The sequence below is a fragment of the Streptomyces sp. B21-105 genome, from assembly GCF_036898465.1.
Lineage (GTDB): Bacteria > Actinomycetota > Actinomycetes > Streptomycetales > Streptomycetaceae > Streptomyces.
This window is the reverse complement of sequence record NZ_JARUMJ010000001.1, coordinates 5,999,591-6,020,614: the sequence shown is the minus strand read 5'-3', so window position 1 is coordinate 6,020,614 and position 21,024 is coordinate 5,999,591. Positions and strand designations below refer to the sequence as shown.

At 71.7% G+C, this 21,024-nt stretch carries 14 protein-coding genes and 1 pseudogene; 5 read left to right on the top strand and 10 right to left on the bottom strand.

All coding sequences use genetic code 11. From position 1 onward, the window contains the following. Nucleotides 1-33: 33 nt before the first annotated feature. From QA802_RS27315 to QA802_RS27300, 3 genes are all read right to left on the bottom strand, one after another. Entirely contained in the window at nt 34-1,686 is a 1,653-nt protein-coding gene (locus QA802_RS27315; protein ID WP_334527838.1) for a peptide ABC transporter substrate-binding protein, read from the bottom strand. Nucleotides 1,687-3,012: 1,326 nt separating this feature from the next. Continuing rightward, nucleotides 3,013-4,920, bottom strand: coding sequence for a translational GTPase TypA (typA, locus tag QA802_RS27305; protein ID WP_334527836.1), 1,908 nt, complete (start codon nt 4,918-4,920; stop codon nt 3,013-3,015). Nucleotides 4,921-5,080: 160 nt separating this feature from the next. After that, nucleotides 5,081-7,567: an ABC transporter family substrate-binding protein gene (locus QA802_RS27300; protein ID WP_334527833.1), complete on the bottom strand. Its 2,487-nt coding sequence runs from the start codon at nt 7,565-7,567 to the stop codon at nt 5,081-5,083. Nucleotides 7,568-7,932: 365 nt separating this feature from the next. Here QA802_RS27300 and QA802_RS27295 point away from each other — a divergent pair, with 365 nt between their 5' ends. The 4 genes from QA802_RS27295 (at nt 7,933) to QA802_RS27280 (ending at nt 11,988) form a co-directional block, all read left to right on the top strand. Beyond that, nucleotides 7,933-8,223 carry an Rv0250c family protein gene (locus tag QA802_RS27295; RefSeq protein ID WP_319164832.1) on the top strand — a complete coding sequence of 97 codons (291 nt, stop codon included), beginning with the start codon at nt 7,933-7,935 and terminating at the stop codon, nt 8,221-8,223. A 104-nt stretch (nt 8,224-8,327) separates the two neighbouring features. Then, complete coding sequence (sdhC, locus tag QA802_RS27290; protein ID WP_334527829.1) at nt 8,328-9,161, top strand: succinate dehydrogenase subunit SdhC; 834 nt, start codon at nt 8,328-8,330, stop codon at nt 9,159-9,161. A 68-nt stretch (nt 9,162-9,229) separates the two neighbouring features. Next, a complete protein-coding gene (locus QA802_RS27285) occupies nt 9,230-11,218 on the top strand; it encodes a fumarate reductase/succinate dehydrogenase flavoprotein subunit (RefSeq protein WP_334527826.1) in 1,989 nt (662 codons plus the stop codon). Then, nucleotides 11,218-11,988, top strand: a complete 771-nt coding sequence (locus QA802_RS27280; protein WP_334527823.1) for a succinate dehydrogenase/fumarate reductase iron-sulfur subunit — start codon at nt 11,218-11,220, stop codon at nt 11,986-11,988. Before QA802_RS27285 ends, QA802_RS27280 begins: the two co-directional genes overlap by 1 nt. On the opposite strand, the gene QA802_RS27275 is transcribed toward QA802_RS27280, so the two are convergent. After that, nucleotides 11,969-12,295: a hypothetical protein gene (locus tag QA802_RS27275; RefSeq protein WP_334527820.1), complete on the bottom strand. Its 327-nt coding sequence runs from the start codon at nt 12,293-12,295 to the stop codon at nt 11,969-11,971. The genes QA802_RS27280 and QA802_RS27275 overlap by 20 nt on opposite strands. Nucleotides 12,296-12,396: 101 nt before the next feature. Continuing rightward, entirely contained in the window at nt 12,397-13,740 is a 1,344-nt protein-coding gene (locus tag QA802_RS27270; protein WP_334527817.1) for a glycoside hydrolase family 18 protein, read from the bottom strand. Between the two features lie 211 nt (nt 13,741-13,951). Between QA802_RS27270 and QA802_RS27265 the strand changes: the two genes are divergently transcribed. Then, nucleotides 13,952-15,478 (top strand): hypothetical protein, encoded by a 1,527-nt coding sequence (locus QA802_RS27265; RefSeq protein ID WP_334527814.1) that lies wholly within the window; start codon nt 13,952-13,954, stop codon nt 15,476-15,478. A gap of 80 nt (nt 15,479-15,558) precedes the next feature. Here the strand turns inward: QA802_RS27265 and QA802_RS27260 are convergent, their stop codons facing one another. From QA802_RS27260 to QA802_RS27240, 5 genes and pseudogenes are all read right to left on the bottom strand, one after another. Further along, entirely contained in the window at nt 15,559-18,177 is a 2,619-nt protein-coding gene (locus QA802_RS27260; RefSeq protein WP_334527811.1) for a SpoIIE family protein phosphatase, read from the bottom strand. A 312-nt stretch (nt 18,178-18,489) separates the two neighbouring features. Beyond that, a complete protein-coding gene (locus QA802_RS27255; RefSeq protein WP_319164824.1) occupies nt 18,490-18,918 on the bottom strand; it encodes an ATP-binding protein in 429 nt (142 codons plus the stop codon). A gap of 112 nt (nt 18,919-19,030) precedes the next feature. After that, complete coding sequence (locus tag QA802_RS27250) at nt 19,031-19,441, bottom strand: (deoxy)nucleoside triphosphate pyrophosphohydrolase (protein WP_334527804.1); 411 nt, start codon at nt 19,439-19,441, stop codon at nt 19,031-19,033. 162 nt (nt 19,442-19,603) lie between these two features. Continuing rightward, nucleotides 19,604-19,783: pseudogene (locus tag QA802_RS27245) on the bottom strand (SPOR domain-containing protein); the annotation flags it as partial. Nucleotides 19,784-20,203: 420 nt separating this feature from the next. Further along, nucleotides 20,204-20,956, bottom strand: a complete 753-nt coding sequence (locus tag QA802_RS27240; RefSeq protein ID WP_334527801.1) for a GntR family transcriptional regulator — start codon at nt 20,954-20,956, stop codon at nt 20,204-20,206. Between the last annotated feature and the right edge of the window lie 68 nt (nt 20,957-21,024).

The following is a 21,024-nucleotide window of genomic DNA, read 5'->3' as shown; positions in this document are numbered from 1 at the left end:
CCGTCTCCAGACGCCGCGTCGCGCGGCGCCCGGTTACTTCAGGCTGATCTCGGCGAGGTTCGGGTCCTCGTGGAAGTCCATCTTGATGTCGGCGAACTTCTTGGTGTTGGCGAGACGCAGCTGGGTGCGGTTCCACAGCGGGATCAGGGCCATGTCGTCCATGGCGATCTTCTCCGCCTGCTTGTACAGGTCGTTGCGGCCGGCCTCGGCCTCGGTGGCGCGGGCCTTGGCGAGCAGCGCGTCGAACGCCGGGTTGCTGTAACGGCCGCGGTTGTCACCGGTGACCTTGCCCGACGCGTCCTTGTTGATGGACGCGGTGTCGAGCAGCGGGAAGAGGAAGTTGTCCGGCGTCGGGTAGTCCGCGCCCCACGCGAAGCGGTACATGCCCGTGGCGCCCGACTTCTGCTGGTCGGCGAGCAGCTCGGCGAACGGCTTGCCGGTCGCCTTCACCTTCACGCCGAGGACCTTCTCGACCTGCTGCTTGACGGCCTGGATCCACTCCTCGTGGCCCGCGCCCGTGTTGTAGCCGAGCTCGATCGTGGTGCCGGGGGTGAGACCGGCCTCCTTCGCGAGCTGCTTGGCCTTCGCCGGGTCCGACTTGATGCAGGACTGGCACAGGTCCTTCTGGTACACGCTGGCGAAGGCGGGCGGCAGGATCGTCGTCGACTTGGTCTGCATGCCCTGGAAGACGCCCTTGATGATGGCGTCCCGGTCGATCGCGTACGAGACGGCCTCGCGGGCCTTCTTGTCCTTGAGCGGACCGTTGTCGGTGATCGGGAGGAGGTAGTTCATCCCGTTCGTGTTCTCGTCGATCCACTCGCCCTGCGCGTCGTACTTGGCCTTGGCGGCTGGCAGCTGCGGGGTGGGCATACGGGCCCAGTCGAAGCTGCCCGCCTCGAAGCCCTGGTACTCCAGCGTGACGCCGTTGTTGGAGTTGAGGATGCTGATCTCGACCTCGTCGAGCTTGGCCTTGGTCAGACCGTAGTCGTCGTTGCGGACGAGGGTGATCGACTTGTTGTGCTGCCAGGAGCCCTGCATCTTGAAGGGGCCGTTGCCGATCGGCGCCTCGTTGTACGTCTTGTTCTTCGCGTCGCCCGCGACCTTGGGAACCGGGCTGAAGACCGTGTGCGTGGTCTTGATGTAGAACTCGAAGTCCGGGGCGGAGAGCTTCACCTGGAGGGTGTTGGCGTCCGGGGCGCTGAGGCCCGACATGGTGGGCGCCTTGCCCGCCTGGACGTCGTCGAAGCCCGCGATGCCGGCCAGGTGGTAGGCGACGTCGGAGGCCGCCGTCTTCTGCGCGACACGGTTCCAGCCGCGGATGAACGACTCGGCGTCCACCGCCTCGCCGTTGGTGAACTTGGTGCCCGGCTTGATCTTGAAGGTCCAGGTCTTGCCGTCCGCGCTGACCTCCTTGGAGGTGGCGAGCATCGGGATGACCTTGCCGTCGGCGGTCGGCTCGTACAGCCCCGTGAAGAGGTTGTCCGTGACGAGGATGCCCTCGGACTCCTGCGAGTTGTACGGGTCGATGGCGACCGGCTCCGTGATGCCCAGCCGGAAGGTGCCGCCGGCCTTGCCCGCGCCCTTGCCGCTGCTGCTGCTGTCGTCGTCACTGCCACCACAGGCAGTCGCGGCGAGAGCAATGACGATCGCCCCCGCCACCCACTTGGCGCTGTTGGCACCACGCATGGGGTTCCTCCTCGTGAGTCCTGGTTTTCACCGCAAAAGGGAGCACACAGCACTCACCCGGTCGACAAGGACGGAGAAGGTGGAGTACCCCCGCAGGCTCGTGAGTCGCCGCCCCCTGCAGCGCATGACCCGTCAACCCCGAGCTCTACGCGCCTAACTATCTGGCATGGAATCTGACCGAACCACACCCACGAGGTCTCGGTTCGATCACACCTGGCGCGTACTTCTTCCAAAATCCGGACAAACAGTTAGCAGAAAGATCCCTGCGAAACGGACTTGTTACACATCTATCGGGGACGGTCGTCCGCATTCCGGACAGCATGGAGGGGAAAATCACTTGCGGCCGCACCACTGTGCGCACCTGCCGGCTCGGCACACCCACCACGGGGCGCCCGGCGGCTCACGGAGGCGTGCTGATGTCACGCGGAACGTCCGTTCACACAGCAGGTTAGTAGGGAAAGCCGCTCGAAGCGGACTCCAGGAGCAGGATGAAGGGTTTTCCCTACGTGTTCCTTAACACCGGCCGCACAGACTCCTGCTCACCCGGGCCGTCTTCCGGCCGTTGTCCGACCGTCGTCACCCGTGCCGCCTGCCCGGCCCGACCGGCGCGGACGCCGGTCGGGGAAGCAACGCGGACACCGCTTCCCGACCCCCGCCCGCCATGCCGGGCCATGGCGATGTTCGTGCATCTGACCTCGGCGGCGAACGCGCCGCGCATCCGGCGATCCGGCGTCCGCACGGCCGGCCGCGGACCGGCAGGCGCGCGCGGGGTGCACTGCTTCCCCTGCTGCCGTCGCACACCCTCACCCATCAATGGCTGCGCGAACTGGCCCGGTTCGGCAGCCGGGGCGGCCTGGTCGCCGTCCACGCGCGACTGGACGACGCCGAGCCGGTGCTCACGGGCCACTACCGGGACGCCGCCCGGGACGCGCAGGCGACCGTCACGGCCGCCGAGGCGGTACGGCGGATCGCGGCGCTCGAGGACCCGCGGGGGCAGGAGGCGTTCGTGCCCCGGGCGATCGCGCCGCGCGAGGTGCACCGGATCCGCAGGGCCCCGCAGACGGTCGGCCGGCGGTATCTGCCGGACGCGCACGGCAGGGCGGCAACACGGAAGCACGGCAGCGCAGAGCCCGGCAGCGCGGGAGCCCTGGGCACCGGAGCCCGGCCGACCCCGCAGCACGGCAGCCGCCCTGCCCGGCCGCCCCGCCGCCTCGCAGTCAGGCCACGCTGCCGCCCGGCGGCCGTGGCGGATCGCACGGTGCCCGGGCTCCCCATGCGGGGGAACCCGGGCTGCGGAACGTGCTGCGGCGGTGAACCGCCCGCGGATCAGCCGTGCTTGGCGCGGCTGGCGGTGCGGGCGCGGTCGCGCTGGTCGAGCACGACCTTGCGGATGCGGACCGCCTCCGGGGTCACCTCGACGCACTCGTCGTCGCGGCAGAACTCCAGCGACTGCTCGAGCGACAGCTTGCGCGGCGGGACGATGGCCTCGAACGAGTCGGCCGAGGACGACCGCATGTTGGTGAGCTTCTTCTCCTTGGTGATGTTCACGTCCATGTCGTCGGAGCGCGAGTTCTCGCCGACGATCATGCCCTCGTACACCTCGGTGCCGGGGTCGGTGAACAGCACGCCGCGCTCCTGGAGGTTCGTCATCGCGAACGCGGTGACGGCGCCGGCGCGGTCGGCGACGAGCGAGCCGTTGTTACGGGTCGTCAGCGTGCCGAACCACGGCTCGTGGCCCTCGTGGATGGAGTGCGCGATGCCCGTGCCGCGCGTGCCGGTCAGGAACTCGGTACGGAAACCGATGAGACCGCGGGACGGCACGACGAACTCCATGCGGACCCAGCCCGAGCCGTGGTTGGACATGTTGTCCATCCGGCCCTTGCGGACGCCCATGAGCTGCGTGACGGCGCCCATGTGCTCCTCGGGCACGTCGATCGTCATGCGCTCGACGGGCTCGTAGACCTTGCCGTCGACGTCCTTGGTGACGACCTGCGGCTTGCCGATGGTCAGCTCGAAGCCCTCGCGGCGCATCTGCTCGACCAGGATGGCCAGCGCCAGCTCGCCACGGCCCTGCACCTCCCACGCGTCGGGCCGCTCGGTGTCCAGCACCCGGAGGCTGACGTTACCGACCAGCTCGCGGTCGAGGCGGTCCTTGACCTGACGGGCCGTGACCTTGCGGTCCTTGACCGCGGCCTTGTTCTCCGCGCCCTTGCCGGTGCCGCCCCGGCCGACCAGCGGCGAGGTGTTGGTGCCGATGGTCATGGAGATGGCCGGCTCGTCGACCGTGATGAGCGGCAGCGCGACCGGGTTCTCGGGGTCGGCGAGGGTCTCGCCGATCATGATCTCCGGGATGCCGGCGACGGCGCAGATGTCACCCGGGCCGGCCATCTCGGCGGGCTTGCGGGTGAGCGCCTCGGTCATCAGCAGCTCGGTGATGCGCACGTTGGACAGCGAGCCGTCGCGCTTGATCCACGTGACGGTCTGGCCCTTGCGCAGCTCGCCCTGCTCGACGCGGAGCAGCGCGATACGGCCGAGGAAGTTGTCGGCGTCCAGGTTGGTGACGTGCGCCTGGAGCGGGGCCGCCTCGTCGTACTCGGGGGCGGGGACGTGCGACAGGATCGTGGAGAAGAAGGGCTCCAGGTTGTCGCTGTCCTTCGGGACCGTGCCGTCCTCCGGCTTGGTCAGCGAGGCGACGCCGTCCCGCGCGCAGGCGTAGACGATCGGGAACTCGATCTGGTCCTCGTCGGCGTCGAGGTCGAGGAAGAGGTCGTAGGCCTCGTTGACGACCTCGTCGATGCGCGAGTCGGGGCGGTCCGTCTTGTTGATGCACAGGATGACGGGCAGGCGGGCCTGCAGCGCCTTGCGCAGCACGAAGCGGGTCTGGGGCAGCGGACCCTCGGAGGCGTCCACCAGCAGCACGACGGCGTCCACCATCGACAGGCCGCGCTCGACCTCACCGCCGAAGTCGGCGTGACCGGGGGTGTCGATGATGTTGATCGTGACGACGTCCCCCCCGTCCTTGGGGTGGTATTTCACCGCCGTGTTCTTGGCGAGGATCGTGATGCCCTTCTCACGCTCCAGGTCGTTCGAGTCCATCATGCGGTCGTCGAGCGACTCGGCGGCGTGCGCGGCGAAGGCGCCCGCCTGCTTGAGCATGGCATCGACCAGAGTCGTCTTGCCGTGGTCGACGTGGGCGACGATGGCTACGTTGCGAATGTCGTGGCGCGTGGCCATAAAGCGGCGTTCTCCCGGAGTGTGAGGGCGACCCTGCTGCGTACGTCTGTTACGCGGGCCCTGCCGGGCTTGACACGCCACGGCCTTACCCCATGGTACGTGGCCCTGCGGGGGACGGCCCCCGCAGGGCCACCGGGGTCACCGGCCGCTCGTTCTTCGATCACTCGCGGGAGGCGCTCGCGGCGGGGCTCCCGGCCTGGCCGGAGGGGGTCTTCGCGCTCTCCGTCGCGCCCTCCGTCGCGCTCTCCGTCGCGCTGTTTTTCGCGCTCTTCTTCAGGAAGCCCATGTCCTCGTAGACCGGGGTCTGGAATCCGAAGGCTCCCACGTTCACCACGTTCTTGCGCACCGCGGTGAGCTGGGGCCGCTGGTAGAGAGGAATCGATCCGGCAGCGGCCCAGATCCGCGAGTCCGCCTTGCGCAGCAGGGACCGGCTCCGGCCCTCGTCCAAGGTCGAGAGCGCCTGATCGAACAGCTGGTCGACCTGGTCGGTGCCGACCCGCGTGTAGTTCTGCTCGACGCTCAGCGAGCCGTCGGCGGCCGGCTGCGGCTTGGCGTAGATCGGCCGGGCGTCGGTGGCGGGGAAGGCGGACGCCGGCCAGGAGTACAGGGCGAGGTCGTACTGGCCGGACGCGATGTGGTCCTTGAAGTAGCTCTCGTCCGAGACCTTGGCGATCTCCGTGCGGATGCCGACCTTCGTCAGCATCTTCGTGATCCGCTCGGCGACCGTCTCCAGGGACTCCGATCCGGGTCCCGACGGCAGCACGAAGCGCAGGCTGAGCGCCTTGCCGTCCTTGGCCAGCGCCTTCCCCGCGGTGCCGGCCGCGGCGGTTGTGCCCTTCGGGGCGGCGGTGCCCTTCGGGGCGTAGGCGCCGGGGACGCCGCCCGGATGCGCCTGCCGGTACTGGGCGCCGTCCTGGGCGAGCCGGAGGCCGCCGTCCGGGCTCTTGGCGCTGTTCCGCGCGTGCTCGCTGCCCGCCGCGCGGGTCGTCTCCCCGCGGCCGGTCACGGCGGGCGCCTTGTCGTCCTCGCCGACGACGTTCGGCCTGTCGTCGTCCTCGGAGTCGCTGTCGGCCTTCTTGCCCGCGGCTCCGGCGGCCTTCTCGCCCTTCTCCTTCTCCTTCTCCTCGACCGGGCCGCCGAGCACCCAGCCGGCGTCCGCGAGCAGCGCCCGCGCCTCGGCGGTGTCCTGGCCGCCGAGCGCTCCGCTGTTGTCTGCGTAGACCTCCTGCCCGGACAGGGCGAGGTGACTGCCGACGGGCTCCGCGGGCAGCCCCAGCGGCTTCAGCACGAGCTCGGCCAGTTCCTCGCGGTCCAGGGCCCGGGCCACGGCCCGCCGCACCCGCTCGTCCGCGAGCGGCCCGGTCTCGCCGTTCAGCGCCAGCTGGGTGTAGGCGGGCTCCAGCGATCTGCGCACCTCGACCCCGCGCAGCGCCTTCTGCTGCTGCTGGAACTCCGTGACGGCCTCGCGCAGATCGCTGAGGGCCTTCGTGTCGTCCTCGGCCGAGTCCTCGGCCTTGCTCTTGTCTTTGGGCTCGGCCTTGGCCTTGGCCTTGTCTTTGGGCTCGGCCTTGGCCTTGGCCTTGGCCTTGGCCTTGTCTTTGTTCTTGTCTTCGCCGCTCTTGACCTCGCCCGAGTCCTTGCCCGTGTCTTTGTCCTCGGCCTTGTCCTCGGCCAGGCCGTGGGCGCGGGCCCACGCCCGCAGGGCCTGTTCGGCGGCCGGCCCGGAGCCGGTGACGGCGGCGGCCGGCGGTCCGGCCGCGCCGCCCGCCGCGCCGTCGACGCGCTGTGCCGTGGCCGGATCCACCTCGGCCACGTCGATCTTCCCCGCGGCCAGCGCGGAGGCCCGCTCGTCGCGCTTGACGGCCGTCAGCGTGATCTCGGAGAGCTTGGCCGGTTTTCCCCACCAGCGCGGGTTGCGGGCGAGGCGCACCTGGTGGTTCTTGGTGTCGACCTTCTGGACCAGGAACGGTCCGGCGCTCACCTTCAGCTTGCGCCGCGCCCCGTCGTTGAAGGCGTCGGGCGTGCCCATGACGTCCTTCGGATACAGCGGGGAGAAGAGGGAGCGCCAGTCGGCGTAGGGGCGGCTGAACGTGACCCTGACCTCCAGGTCGTCGTCGCCGCGCTCGATCTTCTCGATGCGCTCGTACCCGGCGTTGCGGGCGGTCCAGTAGGCGCTGTCCTTGCCGGACAGGGCGCGCCACTGGGCGGCGAAGTCGGCGGCGCCGATCTCCCGGCCGTCGCTCCAGACGGCCTGCTGGCTCAGCCTGTACAGGACGACCTGCTTGGGCTCGGTGTCGACGACCTTCGCGGACTCCAGATAGTCGGCGTCGCGCTGCGGCCGGCCCTGCGCGTCGATCCGGTACATCGACGGCAGCACGGCCTGGGCGATCCGGGTCGTGGCGGCGTCGGCGTCCGCCTGGAAGGCGTTGAGCGTCTCGGGCACCGCGTCCACGGCCCAGCGCAGCGTGCCGCCGTCGGCGATCTGGGCGCGGGCCGTCCGGGCGATGTCCTGACCGGCCAGCGGGCGGCCCGCCTCGTCCGGGGAACCGCAGCCGGTCAGCAGGGGCGCCGCGAGCACGCCCGCGGACAGGAAGGCGGCCGAGCGCATGACCGAGCGCAGTCCGACGCTGTCGTAGGACTTCGACATCTCTGGTACCTCCGGGGAGCCGCTGGCAGTGCGTTCTGATCACATTTGGCGGTATTTTGGAGTTGATCAGATCTACGGCTCACTGAAGAGGAAAGGGTTCGCCTGCCGGGAGCGACACAGCGGCAGGGCCCCGCAACCCCACTCGTACGGAGCAGAACATCCCCCGTCCGGACCCGCCCGCACCCATCCGTACCCCGCCCGCACCCACCCCGCCCGCGCTCCCTCCACGCCTCTGCACCCCTCCGCACCCCTCCGTATCCGCCAATCACTGCACACGCCTTCACATCCACCGGTGTGACGCGCAACACTCGCAGGCGCATGAACGTTGCCGTCCCTGGCCCTGCCCACGGAAGCGAGGTCATGTCATGTCCGTGCACGACGACCTGACAACCGTCCAGCGTTGCCTCGACGACCTCTCCCGGTCCGTCGGCCGCCTGGAACAGCAGATCGGCAGCGGCGGCCTGGAGATGCGCCGCGTCCGCACCGACGCGGACCACCTGCGGGAGAGCGTCGCGCTGCTGCGCGAGGCGGCGGCCCACCCCGACGCGCCGCGCAAGCCCGAACTGGTCACCATCCCCGACACCCCGTACGACGACTCCCTGTGGATCGACACGGACGACGAGGGACTCGGCGCCCGGGACCGACACGCCCCCTGACCCGAGCAACCGAACCGACCCGGACCGAGCTACCTGACTCGAGCCGACCCGCGCCTGTCGAACCGACCCGAACCGAGCCTCCTGACCCGAACCGGAGTCCTGCGTTGGCCACTGGTACGGAACCCGCCCCCACCGACCCCCATCCCCCGAGCGGCGTACGCGGCGCCGGCCGCGCCGCGATCGCCGCGCCCCATCTGCGGACCGACCGCTGGTGGCTGGCCCCCGCCGCCACCGCCGCCGGTCTGCTGGCGTTCGTCGTCTACTCGACCTGGCGGGCCTTCGCGAACGCCGACTACTACGCGGCCCCCTACGTCTCGCCGTTCTACTCCCCGTGCCTGGCGGAGAACTGCGACACGATGCGGCACGGCCCCAACGCGGAGCTGTTCGGCGCCTGGTGGGGCATCTCACCCGCGATCATCATCCTGATCTTCCCGCTCGGCTTCCGGCTGACCTGCTACTACTACCGCAAGGCCTACTACCGGGGCTTCTGGGCCTCGCCCCCGGCCTGCGCGGTGGCCGAACCGCACCGCAAGTACACCGGCGAGACCCGATTCCCGCTGATCCTGCAGAACATCCACCGGTACTTCTTCTACGCCGCGATCGTCGTCGCCGGGATCCTGACCTACGACACCGTGCTCGCCTTCCGCGACGAGCACTACGCGTGGGGGCACATGGGGCTCGGCACCCTCGTCTTCCTGCTGAACATCGCGCTGATCTGGGCGTACACGGTGTCCTGCCACTCCTGCCGGCACATCGTCGGCGGCAAGCTGAAGCACTTCTCCAGACACCCCGTGCGCTACCGGGCATGGCAGTTCGTCGGCAGGCTCAACGCCCGTCACATGCAGCTGGCCTGGGCGTCGCTGGTGAGCGTGGCGCTCGCCGACTTCTACGTCTATCTCGTCGCGTCCGGTGTCTTCGACGATCCGAGGTTTTTCTAGATGCTGCCGAACGCTCTACCGAATTCTCTGCCGAACCCGCTGCCCAACATGACGAGCGGGGCCTGCTGATGTCCGTGGTCGACCGCCAGGAGTGGGACGTCGTCGTGGTCGGCGCGGGAGGCGCCGGGCTGCGGGCCGCCATCGAGGCCCGGGAACGGGGCGCCCGCACCGCCGTCATCTGCAAGTCGCTGTTCGGCAAGGCGCACACGGTGATGGCCGAGGGCGGCATCGCGGCGGCGATGGCCAACGCCAACGAGCACGACAACTGGCAGGTCCACTTCCGCGACACCCTGCGCGGCGGCAAGTTCCTCAACCAGTGGCGGATGGCCGAGTTGCACGCCCAGGAGGCCCCGGACCGGGTCTGGGAGCTGGAGACCTGGGGCGCCCTCTTCGACCGCACCGCCGACGGCCGGATCTCGCAGCGCAACTTCGGCGGCCACGAGTACCCGCGCCTCGCGCACGTCGGCGACCGGACGGGCCTGGAGCTGATCCGCACCCTCCAGCAGAAGATCGTCGCGCTCCAGCAGGAGGACCACAAGGAGACCGGCGACTACGAGTCACGGCTGAAGGTCTTCCAGGAGTGCACGGTCACCCGGATCCTGAAGGACGGATCGAGGGTCAGCGGCGTCTTCGCCTACGAGCGCGAGACCGGCCGCTTCTTCGTCCTCCAGGCGCCCGCCGTGGTCATCGCGACCGGCGGCATCGGCAAGTCCTTCAAGGTGACGTCGAACTCGTGGGAGTACACCGGCGACGGCCACGCGCTGGCCCTGCTGGCCGGCGCGCCCCTGCTCAACATGGAGTTCGTGCAGTTCCACCCGACGGGCATGGTCTGGCCGCCGTCGGTCAAGGGCATCCTCGTCACCGAGTCGGTGCGCGGCGACGGCGGGGTGCTCCGCAACTCCGAGGGCAAACGGTTCATGTTCGACTACGTCCCCGACGTCTTCAAGGAGAAGTACGCCGAGTCGGAGGAGGAGGGCGACCGCTGGTACGAGGACCCGGACCACAACCGGCGCCCGCCGGAGCTGCTCCCCCGTGACGAGGTCGCCCGAGCCATCAACTCCGAGGTGAAGGCGGGCCGCGGCTCCCCGCACGGCGGGGTCTTCCTGGACGTGTCCACGCGGATGCCCGCCGACGTCATCAAGCGCCGGCTGCCCTCCATGTACCACCAGTTCAAGGAGCTCGCGGACGTCGACATCACCGCCGAGGCCATGGAGGTCGGGCCGACCTGCCACTACGTGATGGGCGGCATCGCGGTCGACTCCGACACGGCGGCCGCACGCGGAGTGCCGGGACTGTACGCGTGCGGGGAGGTGGCCGGCGGCATGCACGGCTCCAACCGGCTCGGCGGCAACTCCCTCTCCGACCTGCTGGTGTTCGGCCGGCGCGCGGGACTGCACGCGGCCGAGTACGCGGCGGCGACGACGTACGAACGTCCACCGGTGGACGAGGCGCAGGTGGACGCGGCGGCCGCCGAGGCGCTGCGCCCCTTCTCCGTCGAGACGGCCGACGAGAGGCCCGGGAGCGGCAGCCCCGCAACCGGTCCGGCGACCGGTCCCGCGGCCGGTCCCGCGGCCGGTCCCGCGGAGAACCCGTACACCCTGCATCAGGAACTGCAGCAGACCATGAACGACCTGGTCGGCATCATCCGCCGGGCCGGCGAGATGGAGGAGGCCCTGAACCGGCTGGCGCAGCTGCGGGTACGGGCCCGGCGGGCCGGCGTGGAGGGCCACCGCCAGTTCAACCCCGGCTGGCACCTGGCGCTCGACCTGCGGAACATGCTGCTGGTCAGCGAATGCGTGGCGCGTGCCGCCCTGGAGCGCACCGAGTCGCGCGGCGGCCACACCCGCGAGGACTGTCCGGCGATGGAGCGGTCGTGGCGCAACGTCAACCTGCTCTGCCGGCTCGCGGAGCCCGCCGACGGCCCGACGGCAACCGACCCGCAGCGCGGCCGGATCCAGCTCGTCCGCGAGACCACCGACCCCGTCCGCCCCGACCTGCTCGCCCTCTTCGAGAAGGAGGAGCTGGTCAAGTACCTCACTGATGAGGAGCTGTACTGATGAGCGGCTACGAGGCACGGTTCCGGGTCTGGCGCGGTGACACGGAGGGCGGCGGTCTGGAGGACTTCGCGGTCGACGTCAACGACGGCGAGGTGGTGCTGGACATCATCCACCGGCTGCAGTCCACGCAGGCGCCCGACCTCGCCGTCCGCTGGAACTGCAAGGCGGGCAAGTGCGGTTCGTGCTCGGCGGAGATCAACGGACGGCCCCGGCTGATGTGCATGACGCGCATGTCGGTGTTCACCCCGGACGAGACGATCACCGTGACCCCGCTGCGCGCCTTCCCGGTGATCCGCGACCTGGTCACGGACGTCGGGTTCAACTACCGAAAAGCGAGGGAGGTGCCGGCGTTCGTGCCGCCCGAGGGGGTCGGGCCGGGCGAGTACCGGATGTTCCAGGAGGACGTGGACCGTTCGCAGGAGTTCCGCAAGTGCATCGAGTGCTTCCTGTGCCAGGACACCTGCCATGTGGTGCGCGACCACGAGGAGAACAAGGCGGCGTTCGCCGGGCCCCGCTTCCTCATGCGGGTCGCCGAGCTGGACATGCACCCGCTGGACGGGGCCGAGGCGAGCGGCCTGGACCGCAAACGCACGGCCCAGGACGAACACGGCCTCGGCTACTGCAACATCACCAAGTGCTGCACGGAGGTCTGCCCGGAGGGCATCAAGATCACCGACAATGCGCTGATCCCCCTGAAGGAACGTGCGGTCGACCGCAAGTACGACCCGCTGGTGTGGCTGGGCTCGAAGATCAGGAGGCGGTCGTCGTAGGGCCGGCACGAGGAAGGTGGCCGGGGTGCCGGGCGCGGAGCCGGACCGGCAGCCCCACCATGAACACGACCCAGCCGGCCCACGCGACGTAGGCCGACGCGCCTTGCGGCGGACCGTTCAGCGGGCCCACGAAGATCCACACAGCTGCTCCGGTGGCGTTGATCAGCGATCCCCAGTCCCACAGCCGCGGCCTGAGGACCCTGGACGCACCCCACGGCGGGACCCAGCCGGTCGCGATCCCGGCCACACCGCCCACGGCCACAACCGTGACGGTGAGTGCGGCCAGCCCCGTCAGAACCCGGTGCATGCCGGCCATGATCGCAGGCCCTCCAGCGCCGGCAGGAACCTATGACCCGGCGATGGCCCACCCGAGACCGGGGCTTGAAAGAACGCCGCCCGGCGCGTCGCCTACCGGACCCACCCCTCTTCGTACGACGTCCAGTCGGTCTCCGTCGCCGCGAAGTCCACGTAGGCCGCCACACCGAAGTTCTCGCGGTCGGCGTCGGTGCGGGACAGGCCCAGCCGGACGCCCCGGACGGCGGCGGCGACCGTCTCCGCGTGCGCCCAGTGGCCGAAGCGGTTCTCGTGGTAGAACGGCAGGCCCATCAGCAGGTCGGTGGAGGGCGGGGTGACCTCCAGGGCGAGGGAGGTCTGCTGGGCGACGTAACCGCCGTACGTGCTCTGCAGCGGCTGCATGGTGTCGTACGACATCACCGCGATCTGGTCGACGCGGCGGGCGACCTGGCCGAAGAACTTCTGTGACCACCACTTGGGGTGCCCGGTGGTCGTGCCCCAGAAGGAGTGGAAGCCGGGCACGGGGTCGATCTGGTGGGCGGCCACGGAGAGCTGGGCGTGGTGCGCGCGGGTGACGGCGCGCAGGGAGTCGAGCAGCGTGAGGTAGTCGGCGTCGTCGGAGTGGAGGGGTTCGAGGTCGAAGTGGGCGCCCTCGAAGCCGGCCGCGAGGATCTCCCGGGTGGACCGCACGACGGCGGCTCGGGTCGTCGGCCGCTCCAGCCGCATGCCGTCCGGGGTCTCCGTGGCGAGGACGTCGCCGAGCCACGCCTGGACGCGCAGCTTCGGCGCCTCCCGGTGCACGGCGGCTATGAACCACCGCGCGTTCGCGTAGGCGGACTTCGGCAGCGTGCCGTCGTGCTCCAGCGGCCCGGCGTGCACATAGAGGTCCCGCATGCCGGTGTCCGCGAGGCGGCGGGCCAGGGTCTGCACGTCTGCGTCGGTCTTGCGGCCGTCCACCCAGGCGTGGCCCAGCCAGATGGCGTCCTTGCCGCGGGTGTGCGTGCCGTCGGCCGGATCGCCCAGATAGTTCACGCGCAGTGCGGCCTCGGCGACGAGGATCGGCACGACGAGCAGCAGGACGAGGACGAGGGCGACACGGCGGACCCGGCGCAACCGCCGCCGGACCGGCCCCCGCCCACCGGAGGCACGGGCGCCGTCGGGGACTTCGGGGTCGCCGGGGCCCCCGGGGCCTCCCGCGTCGCCTTCGGCGTCGGGGGCGGGCGGCTCGGGCGGAACGGCACCGGGCTCGAGGGCGGGGGCCTGCGGGGCGGCGGGCTCGGGGCGTCGGCTCGGCGGGGGTTCCACCTGCGGGGCCCGGCCCTCCTCCGGCGCAGACCCCGGCTCCGGTTCCGTCTCTGGTTTCGGCTCCGACTCCAGTTCCGGCTCCGGTTCCGGCTTCGGTTCCGGCTCCGGTTCCGGCTTCGGTTCCGGCTCCGTGCGTCCCGGCGATCGGTCCATCCCGGTCATCCCTCCCGTGTCGTCCCGCCTCACCGCCCCCACCTCGGGTGTATCCCGCTCGCGTGACCGGATTCACGGCCATACGCTCCCAAATGTGACCTCTTCCCTGCATCGAGGCCGGCCGCGGCGTGCCGGGCCGCACATATGCGTACGGGTGGCGCATGCCGTGCTGGGCTGTGCGATCGGGGTCATGTGGCTGGTGTTGCCAGGGATGACGTCGCGCGATGACGCTCCGGTTGCGATCAAGGAACCGACGTCGGCTCCGAGTTCCGTCGCGGCCGCCGCCGCGGAGGAGGACGAGACGTCCACCGCCGACCTGGTGCTGCCGCTCGTGGCGGTCGCGGCGGTCGGCGCGGTCGCCGGTTACGGGTACGTGCGCCGGGTCCGGCGGGCCCGCAGCCGGACCACCCCCGGCGGCCCGGGCAGCCTGCCGCGGCCGGGATCCGCGCCGCCCCTCGCGGACCTGGCGTCCCTCGACGGACGGTCCTGCGCCGCGCTGGTCGAGGCCGACGACCGGATCCGCGCGGCGCGCACCGAACTCGGCTACGCCGAGACCCTGTTCGGGACGGAACCCGTGGCACCCCTGCGCCGGACCGTCCAGGAGGCCGGGACCGAACTCGCCGCCGCCTTCCGGATGCGCCGGCGGTACGACGAGGGGACGCCGGCCGAGGAGGCGGCCCGGGTGCACACGCTCGCGGGAATCGTCGGACGGTGCGAGGAGACGACCCGACGGCTGGACTCCGTGGCCGACGCGTTGGAGCGGCTGCGAGGCGGCCCCGACCGCGGACCGGGTGAGGCGCTGGGCGAAACCCTGGATGGGGCCCTGGATGGGGCGCTGGGCGTCGCCGAGGGCCGCTTCCGGGAGCTGACCGGGCTGGTGGCGGCCTCGGAGTCCGTCCTCGCGGGCCTGCGGACGCGGTACGCGCCCACCGCCACCGCTTGCGTCACGGGGAACGTAGAACAGGCCAAGGACCGGCTGCTGTTCGCCACCGTCCGACTGAACGAGGCCCGTCAGGCGGCCGACTCGGGACGGGCCGGACGGGCGGCGGCGCAGCTGCGGGCCGCCGAGGCCGCCGTCGCCCAGGCGGCGGTCCTCCTCGGCGGGGTCGACCGGCTCGCCGCGCTGCTGAAGGCGGCCGAGCAGACGGTGCCGGCCGCCCTGACCGGTGCGGAGGCGGAGCTGTCCGCGGCACGGGCGGACGAGGCGACCGCGGCCCCCGGCGCACCGCGCGCACAACTGCGTCACGCGGACGCCGTCCTGGCATCCGTGCGGCTCGAGCGCACGGCGGGCCGGCCCGGCGACCCGGTCGACGTGCTGCGCAGGATCGTGCGGGCCACGGAACCGTTCGTCTCGGGGCGGGCCGGGGCGCTGCCGGCCGCCGCCCTGATCACCGCCCGCGCGGCCGTGGGCGCGGCGGCGGACTTCGTCGAGACGCACCGCGGCGCGGTCGGCGCCGCCGCGCGCACCAGGCTGGCCGAGGCGGAACGGCTCCTCGCCGCGGACGATCCGGCCGAGCGGCGGGCCGCCGACGACCTCGCCCTGGAGTCTCTGGAGCTGGCCGAGCAGGACGTACGCACATACGGCCACCCCGGCCCCGTACCGGAGGGGACGACCGGTGAGATCGGCGCGACCGGCGCAGTGCTCGGCGGCATCGTCCCGCCCGCAGACCCCGCCCCCACGCCCACGGACCCCGCCGGCCCACCCCCGGCGGCACATGAGCCCACCGACGACCAGTGAGCCGAACGGACCGCACCGCGCCTACGGGCAGCCGCACCGGGCCGACGACGGACTCACTCCCGGTCAGTCTTCGGGAACGGTCAGAACAGGCTCAGCAGTGCCTCCGCCGGGTCGGTCAGGCCCGTCTCGCCGTCCGGCAGCGGCAGTTCGAACCACACCGTCTTGCCGCGCGGCGTCCGGCGGGAGCCCCAGGCCGCCGCGAGGAGGCCGACGAGCTGGAGGCCGCGGCCGCCCTCGTCGGTGTCCCGGGCGCGGCGCCGGCGCGGCTGGACGAGGCCGGCGTCCCAGACCTCGCAGACCAGGGTGCGGTCCAGCAGCAGCCGCAGTCTGATCTCGCCCTCGCCGTACCGCAGTGCGTTGGTGACGAGTTCGCTGACGAGCAGTTCCGTCGTGTCGACGAGGGGTTCGAGGCCCCAGGCGAGCAGCCGGCCGCGCGCGTGCTCCCGCGCCCGGCCCACGCTGCGCGGCTCGCGCGGCAGGGTCCAGTCGCCGACCGAGTCGGCGGGCAGGCCCTGCACCCGGGCCATCAGCAGCGCGATGTCGTCCTCGCCGTGGTGCGAGTCGAGGGTGCTGAGAACGTGGTCGCAGACGTCCTCGAGCGGTGCGGAGGGATCGGTGAGAGCTCCCACGAACGCGTTGAGGCCCTCGTCCAGCGGATGGTCGCGGGATTCGACCAGGCCGTCCGTGTACAGCGCCAGCAGCGCGCCCTCGGGGAGTTCGACCTCGACCTCCTCGAAGGGTTCGCCGCCCACGCCGAGCGGCATGCCGGGCGGCACGTCGAGCATCAGCGCCTGCTCGCCGGGCTCGACGAGCACCGGCGGCAGATGGCCGGCGTTGGCGAAGGTGCAGCGGCGGGTCACCGAGTCGTAGACCGCGTAGACGCAGGTCGCGAGGTACACCTCGGACAGGTCGGCCTCGCGGGGGCGGCGGGCGGCCCGGGTGGCCTGCTGGACGCCTCCGGGGGTGCCGAGGCCGCGGGCGATCTCGTCCAGCGCGGAGAGCACCTCCGCCGGTTCGAGGTCCAGCAGGGCCAGTGTGCGGACGGCCGTGCGCAGTTCACCCATCGCTACCGCCGCCCGCAGTCCGCGGCCCATGACGTCCCCCACCACCAACGCGGTGCGGTGGCCGGGCAGTTCGATGACGTCGAACCAGTCGCCGCCGACCTCGCTGGGACGGCCGGTGGAGACGTTGCCGGGCAGGTAGCGGCAGGCGATGTCCAGGCCGGACGCGACCGGGTCGCCGGGCGGCAGGAGCGACCGCTGCAGTATCAGCGCCCGTTCGTGCTCGCGCCGGTACAGGCGGGCGTTGTCGATGCAGACCGCCGCCCGCGCCGCCAGCTCCACCGCCAGCGCGCGGTCCCGGTCCCCGAACGGCTCGCTGCCCTTCGTCCGAGAGAACTGCGCGAGGCCGACGACGGTGTCGTGGGCGACCATCGGGACGGCGAGGGTGCCCTGCACGAGGCCGCCCTCGTCGCCGGGGATGGACTGCGGGCGGGCGGTGCGCAGGGCGTCGGCGCAGGGCGAGTTGAACGGGAAGTGGTGGACCGCGCCGACGGCGACGGGGGCGCCCGCGCCGCGGAAGGGCGCGTCGGAGACGGCGGACGAGAAGGCGACCCTGCGCAGTTCGGCGCTGCCGTCGGCGAGGCCGGGCGGGGTCTCGTCGCCGGCCAGGAGCCCCTGGTAGAGGTCGACGGTGGCGAGGTCGCAGAAGCCGGGCACGACGACGTCGAGGAGTTCGCGCGCGGTCGTCTCCAGGTCGAGGGAGTTCCCGATGCGGGCTCCCGCGTCGTTCAGCAGGGCGAGATTGCGCCGGGCGGCGGCGGCCTCGCGGGCGGCGGCGCGGCGGGCGGTGACGTCGGTGCCGAGCCAGGCCACGCCGATGGGGCGGCCGCTGCCGCTGTGCACGCGGTAGAGGTTGATCGACCAGTGGCGGCGCTCGTCGGAACCCGGCACGAAACCGGTGACGTGCATGTCCGTGATGGAGTCGCCGGTCTGCAGCACCCGGCGCAGGGTGGCGCTGACCCGGTCGGCCTCGGACCGGGGCAGGTAGTCGTGGACGCCCTTGCCGCGGTGGTCGTCGGGGGTGCCGCCGAAGACGGAGGCGAACCGGTGGTTGACGCGGCGGACCCGCAGCTCGGGGTCGATCAGCAGGAACCCGAACGGGGACTGGCTGAAAATGGCCTGCGAGGCGGCGAGGTCCGTCTCGATGCTGCGGAGCGTGCGGACGTCGACGACGATGCACACGGCGGCCTTCTCGCCGTCCAGGCTGCGCGTCGGCATGACGTACACCTCGGCGAGGCCCTGCTCGCCGCGCCCGCCGCCGGGCACCGGGTCGGGCATCCGGAACGGGACCACGCCGGTCCACTCGCGCCCGTCGAGGATCTCGGCCATCTTGCGCTGGCCGCGCTCGCGCAGGTCCGGGTCGATGAACGCGTCGATGGGGTCCATGCCCACGGCCCGGTCGGCGGGGATGCCGAAGATCTGCTCGGCGCGCAGGCTCCACTGGTCGACGAGACCGTCGGGGCCGATGGAGAAGGAGGCGACCTTGATGTAGTCGTAGATCGAGCCGGGTGGGCTGCTCTGCCATATGGCGTCGCCGGGCGCCTCGCCGCCCGGGAGATCGCCGGGCACGACGGCCTCGGCCCTCGCGTTGCCCGACGGGTCCTCGGACTCCGTGGCCTTCGCTGGTATCTCGCTCACGCGAACCGTCCCCTCCAGCTCACCGCGCCCGGCACCGGTCACCGGCGGCGGCTGCCCGCAGTATCCAGCACTACGGGGCCGCACGACACGGTGTTCACGATCACAGCACGGTCCAGGCTCTTTCCGGCCCGTCCTGCGACGACACTTCCCGTCTTCTAACCAGCGGACACGTCGTCGAACCCCACCTTGCGGCACCGGTCGGCGACCGGAACCCGACGGTGACACCGCCGCCCCCGCTGTACACCGGGCTCAGCGCCGCTGTGCACAGGCTCATCCCCGCTGTACACCGGCTCATCCCCGCGCCGGGGCGCGTCAATCCGGCACGGCGAGCTCGAACCACACCGTCTTGCCGGTGTCTCCCGGCCGGGTGCCCCAGCGGCGCGAGGAGGAGGCGACCAGTTGCAGTCCGCGCCCGCTCTCGTCCTCGGGCCGGGCGATCCGCTCACGGGGCGGATCCGGCAGCGGGTCGGAGACCTCGACCAGGAGGACGCCCTCCAGCCGCGCGGGACGGACCAGGCGGACGCCGATGGGACCGGTGGCGTGCCGCAGGGCGTTGGTGACGAGTTCGCTGACCAAAAGCGCGGTGAGGTCGCCCACGCTGTCGAGGCCCCAGTCGCGCAACTGCTCGCGCACGGCGCGGCGAGCGGTGCGCACCGCGCCGGGGTCCGCGGGGAACGTCCACTCGGCGCGGTCGCCTTCGGTGTCGATCACGCCGATCACTTCCCGGGCCAGCGAGTACACCCCTGTCCGATTTCATGGGGTTAATGGGCACATACCCGATATCCAGTGGACAGTACCGCCGTGCGCGGCGCGCGTGGGGCGAACGGCGTACCCGCCGCACCCCGGCCGCCGGTCAGCGGACCCCCGAAACCCTCGCGAGGATCGCGCGGACCGCGGGAACATCCTGCTCGAGCCAGTCGACGTGCCAGATCTCGTCCGGGGTGAGCCAGCGCAGCGCGTCGTGGTCCTGGAGGGGACGGGGGGCGGCGGAGCCGGGGCGCAACCGCGCGCTCCACACCTGAAGGACGTACGGCGACTTCAGGGGCCACTCCCCCGGCACGCACTCGACGACCTCCGCGGCGACGCCGAGTTCCTCACGCAGTTCGCGCGCGAGAGCCGCGTCGGGCGCCTCACCCTCCTCGACCTTGCCGCCGGGCAGCTCCCAGCGTCCGGCGAGGTCCGGTGGGGCGCTGCGGCGGGCGGCGAGCAGTCGGCCGTCGTCGTCGAACAGGGCGGCTCCCACCACCACGATCCGTTCCGTCATGCGCCGGAGCCTACGGGAGGCGGGGCAACTGGGCGGGACGACGGTTCAGTTCCGGGTGCCGTCTCCGTTGTGCGCCTGCGCCGGGGCCTGTGCCGGGGCCTGTACCCGGCCCGGACCCGGGGGCTGCGCCGGGACTTGGCCCGTGCCCTGCCCCTGGCTCTGCCCGTGGCCCTGCTGGCCGACGCGCTCGACCCAGTACAGCTGCTTGTGACCTCGGCCGTCGAGGCTGTCCGCGATCTTCTGGGCCTCGGCCCGGGTCGCGTACCGGCCCACGCGGTAGCGATTGCCGTTGTCGTCCTGCCGTACCACGTGCCAAGGCAGAGAGATGGTGCCGTCGTTCATCGCGCCGCACGCCCCCTTCCTGCCCCCGCCCGCCCGGATCCCGTCCGCGGCACGCCGTGCGCCCCGCCTTCCAAGGAAACCGCAATCCGCATATGCCCGAGCCTACGCCTTACCTTTACGCAGCGAACACGGCTTTACACAAAGAGGTACGCAACCAGCCAGCGCGCAGGGGGCGCACGAGGCCGGACGCGCCGTGCGCGCGCCGCGACGTGTCCGGTCGGCGAGGGTCTGGGCACCTAGGGGACGACCTGCGGGAACGTCCGGAAACGACCGGATTCCGACGGCGTGTGAGCAGGCCCGGGGCGTGGGGTTTCCGGAGGCAACTGCCGGAAGGGTGTGCGCCGTCGGTAGCGCATGCGCTACCGCACCGCCCGGCCCGGCGACCGCCTTCGCAGGCGGGACTTGTGCACGGTGGGGCGGCTACTTCACCGGCAGGTGGTAGGCGACCCGGTACCGGTCGGCGGGGATCACCACGTCGGCCGTCTCGACCGGGCGGCCAGAGGCGTAGTACGTGCGCTGCACGACCAGCACGACATGTCCGGGGACGCCGCCGAGGGCGAGCAGTTCCTCGGCGAGGCCGGGCCGTGCGCCCACCTCCTCCGTGACGTTGTCGACGATGACGTCGATCGCGCGCATCCGCTCCACGACGCCCATGCCGCCCAGCGGCCCCTCCTCGGGCAGCATGACGGGGGTGCGGCCGGTGACCGCGAGGGGCTCCCACGAGGTGGACAGCATCATCGCCTCGCCGGCCTCGCGGAAGACGTATCTGGTGCGCATCACGCGGTCGCCGGTCTGGATGCCGAGCCGCTCCGCCACGGCGACGCCCGCCTCGGTCTGCTCACTGCTGGACTCCCACGTGCCGTGCGTGTGCGCCTCGGCCTGCTCCTGCCGGAACGGTGTCGCGCCGCTGACCGGCCGGTAGCCGGAGCGGGCGATCCGGCGGGGCACGGGCCGCTCGCGCACGTACGTGCCCGAACCGGAACGGCCCTCGACCAGCCCCTCGGCCATCAGCACCTTGCGCGCCTCGAGAGCGACGGTGTCGGAGACGCCGTACTCCTCGCGGATTCTCGCCTGGGAGGGGAGTCGGGTGTGCGGTGGCAGCGACCCGTCGGTGATCTTCTTGCGAAGATCACCCGCGACACGCAGATACGCCGGCTGCTCACCGAATGTCACTGGCCACTCCCGTCAGGTTGTACAGACAGCTACAGCCTGGCAACCGTGGGTTGAGCCGTGCAAGTAAA

Coding starts and splice junctions, on each gene's coding strand:
- QA802_RS27265 (WP_334527814.1), top strand. CDS start 13,952: ATGACGTCGCGCGATGACGCTCCGGTTGCGATCAAGGAACCGACGTCG.
- QA802_RS27315 (WP_334527838.1), bottom strand. CDS start 1,686: ATGCGTGGTGCCAACAGCGCCAAGTGGGTGGCGGGGGCGATCGTCATT.
- QA802_RS27250 (WP_334527804.1), bottom strand. CDS start 19,441: ATGACGGAACGGATCGTGGTGGTGGGAGCCGCCCTGTTCGACGACGAC.
- QA802_RS27285 (WP_334527826.1), top strand. CDS start 9,230: ATGTCCGTGGTCGACCGCCAGGAGTGGGACGTCGTCGTGGTCGGCGCG.
- QA802_RS27300 (WP_334527833.1), bottom strand. CDS start 7,567: ATGTCGAAGTCCTACGACAGCGTCGGACTGCGCTCGGTCATGCGCTCG.
- QA802_RS27270 (WP_334527817.1), bottom strand. CDS start 13,740: ATGGACCGATCGCCGGGACGCACGGAGCCGGAACCGAAGCCGGAACCG.
- QA802_RS27280 (WP_334527823.1), top strand. CDS start 11,218: ATGAGCGGCTACGAGGCACGGTTCCGGGTCTGGCGCGGTGACACGGAG.
- typA (WP_334527836.1), bottom strand. CDS start 4,920: ATGGCCACGCGCCACGACATTCGCAACGTAGCCATCGTCGCCCACGTC.
- QA802_RS27295 (WP_319164832.1), top strand. CDS start 7,933: ATGTCCGTGCACGACGACCTGACAACCGTCCAGCGTTGCCTCGACGAC.
- QA802_RS27275 (WP_334527820.1), bottom strand. CDS start 12,295: ATGCACCGGGTTCTGACGGGGCTGGCCGCACTCACCGTCACGGTTGTG.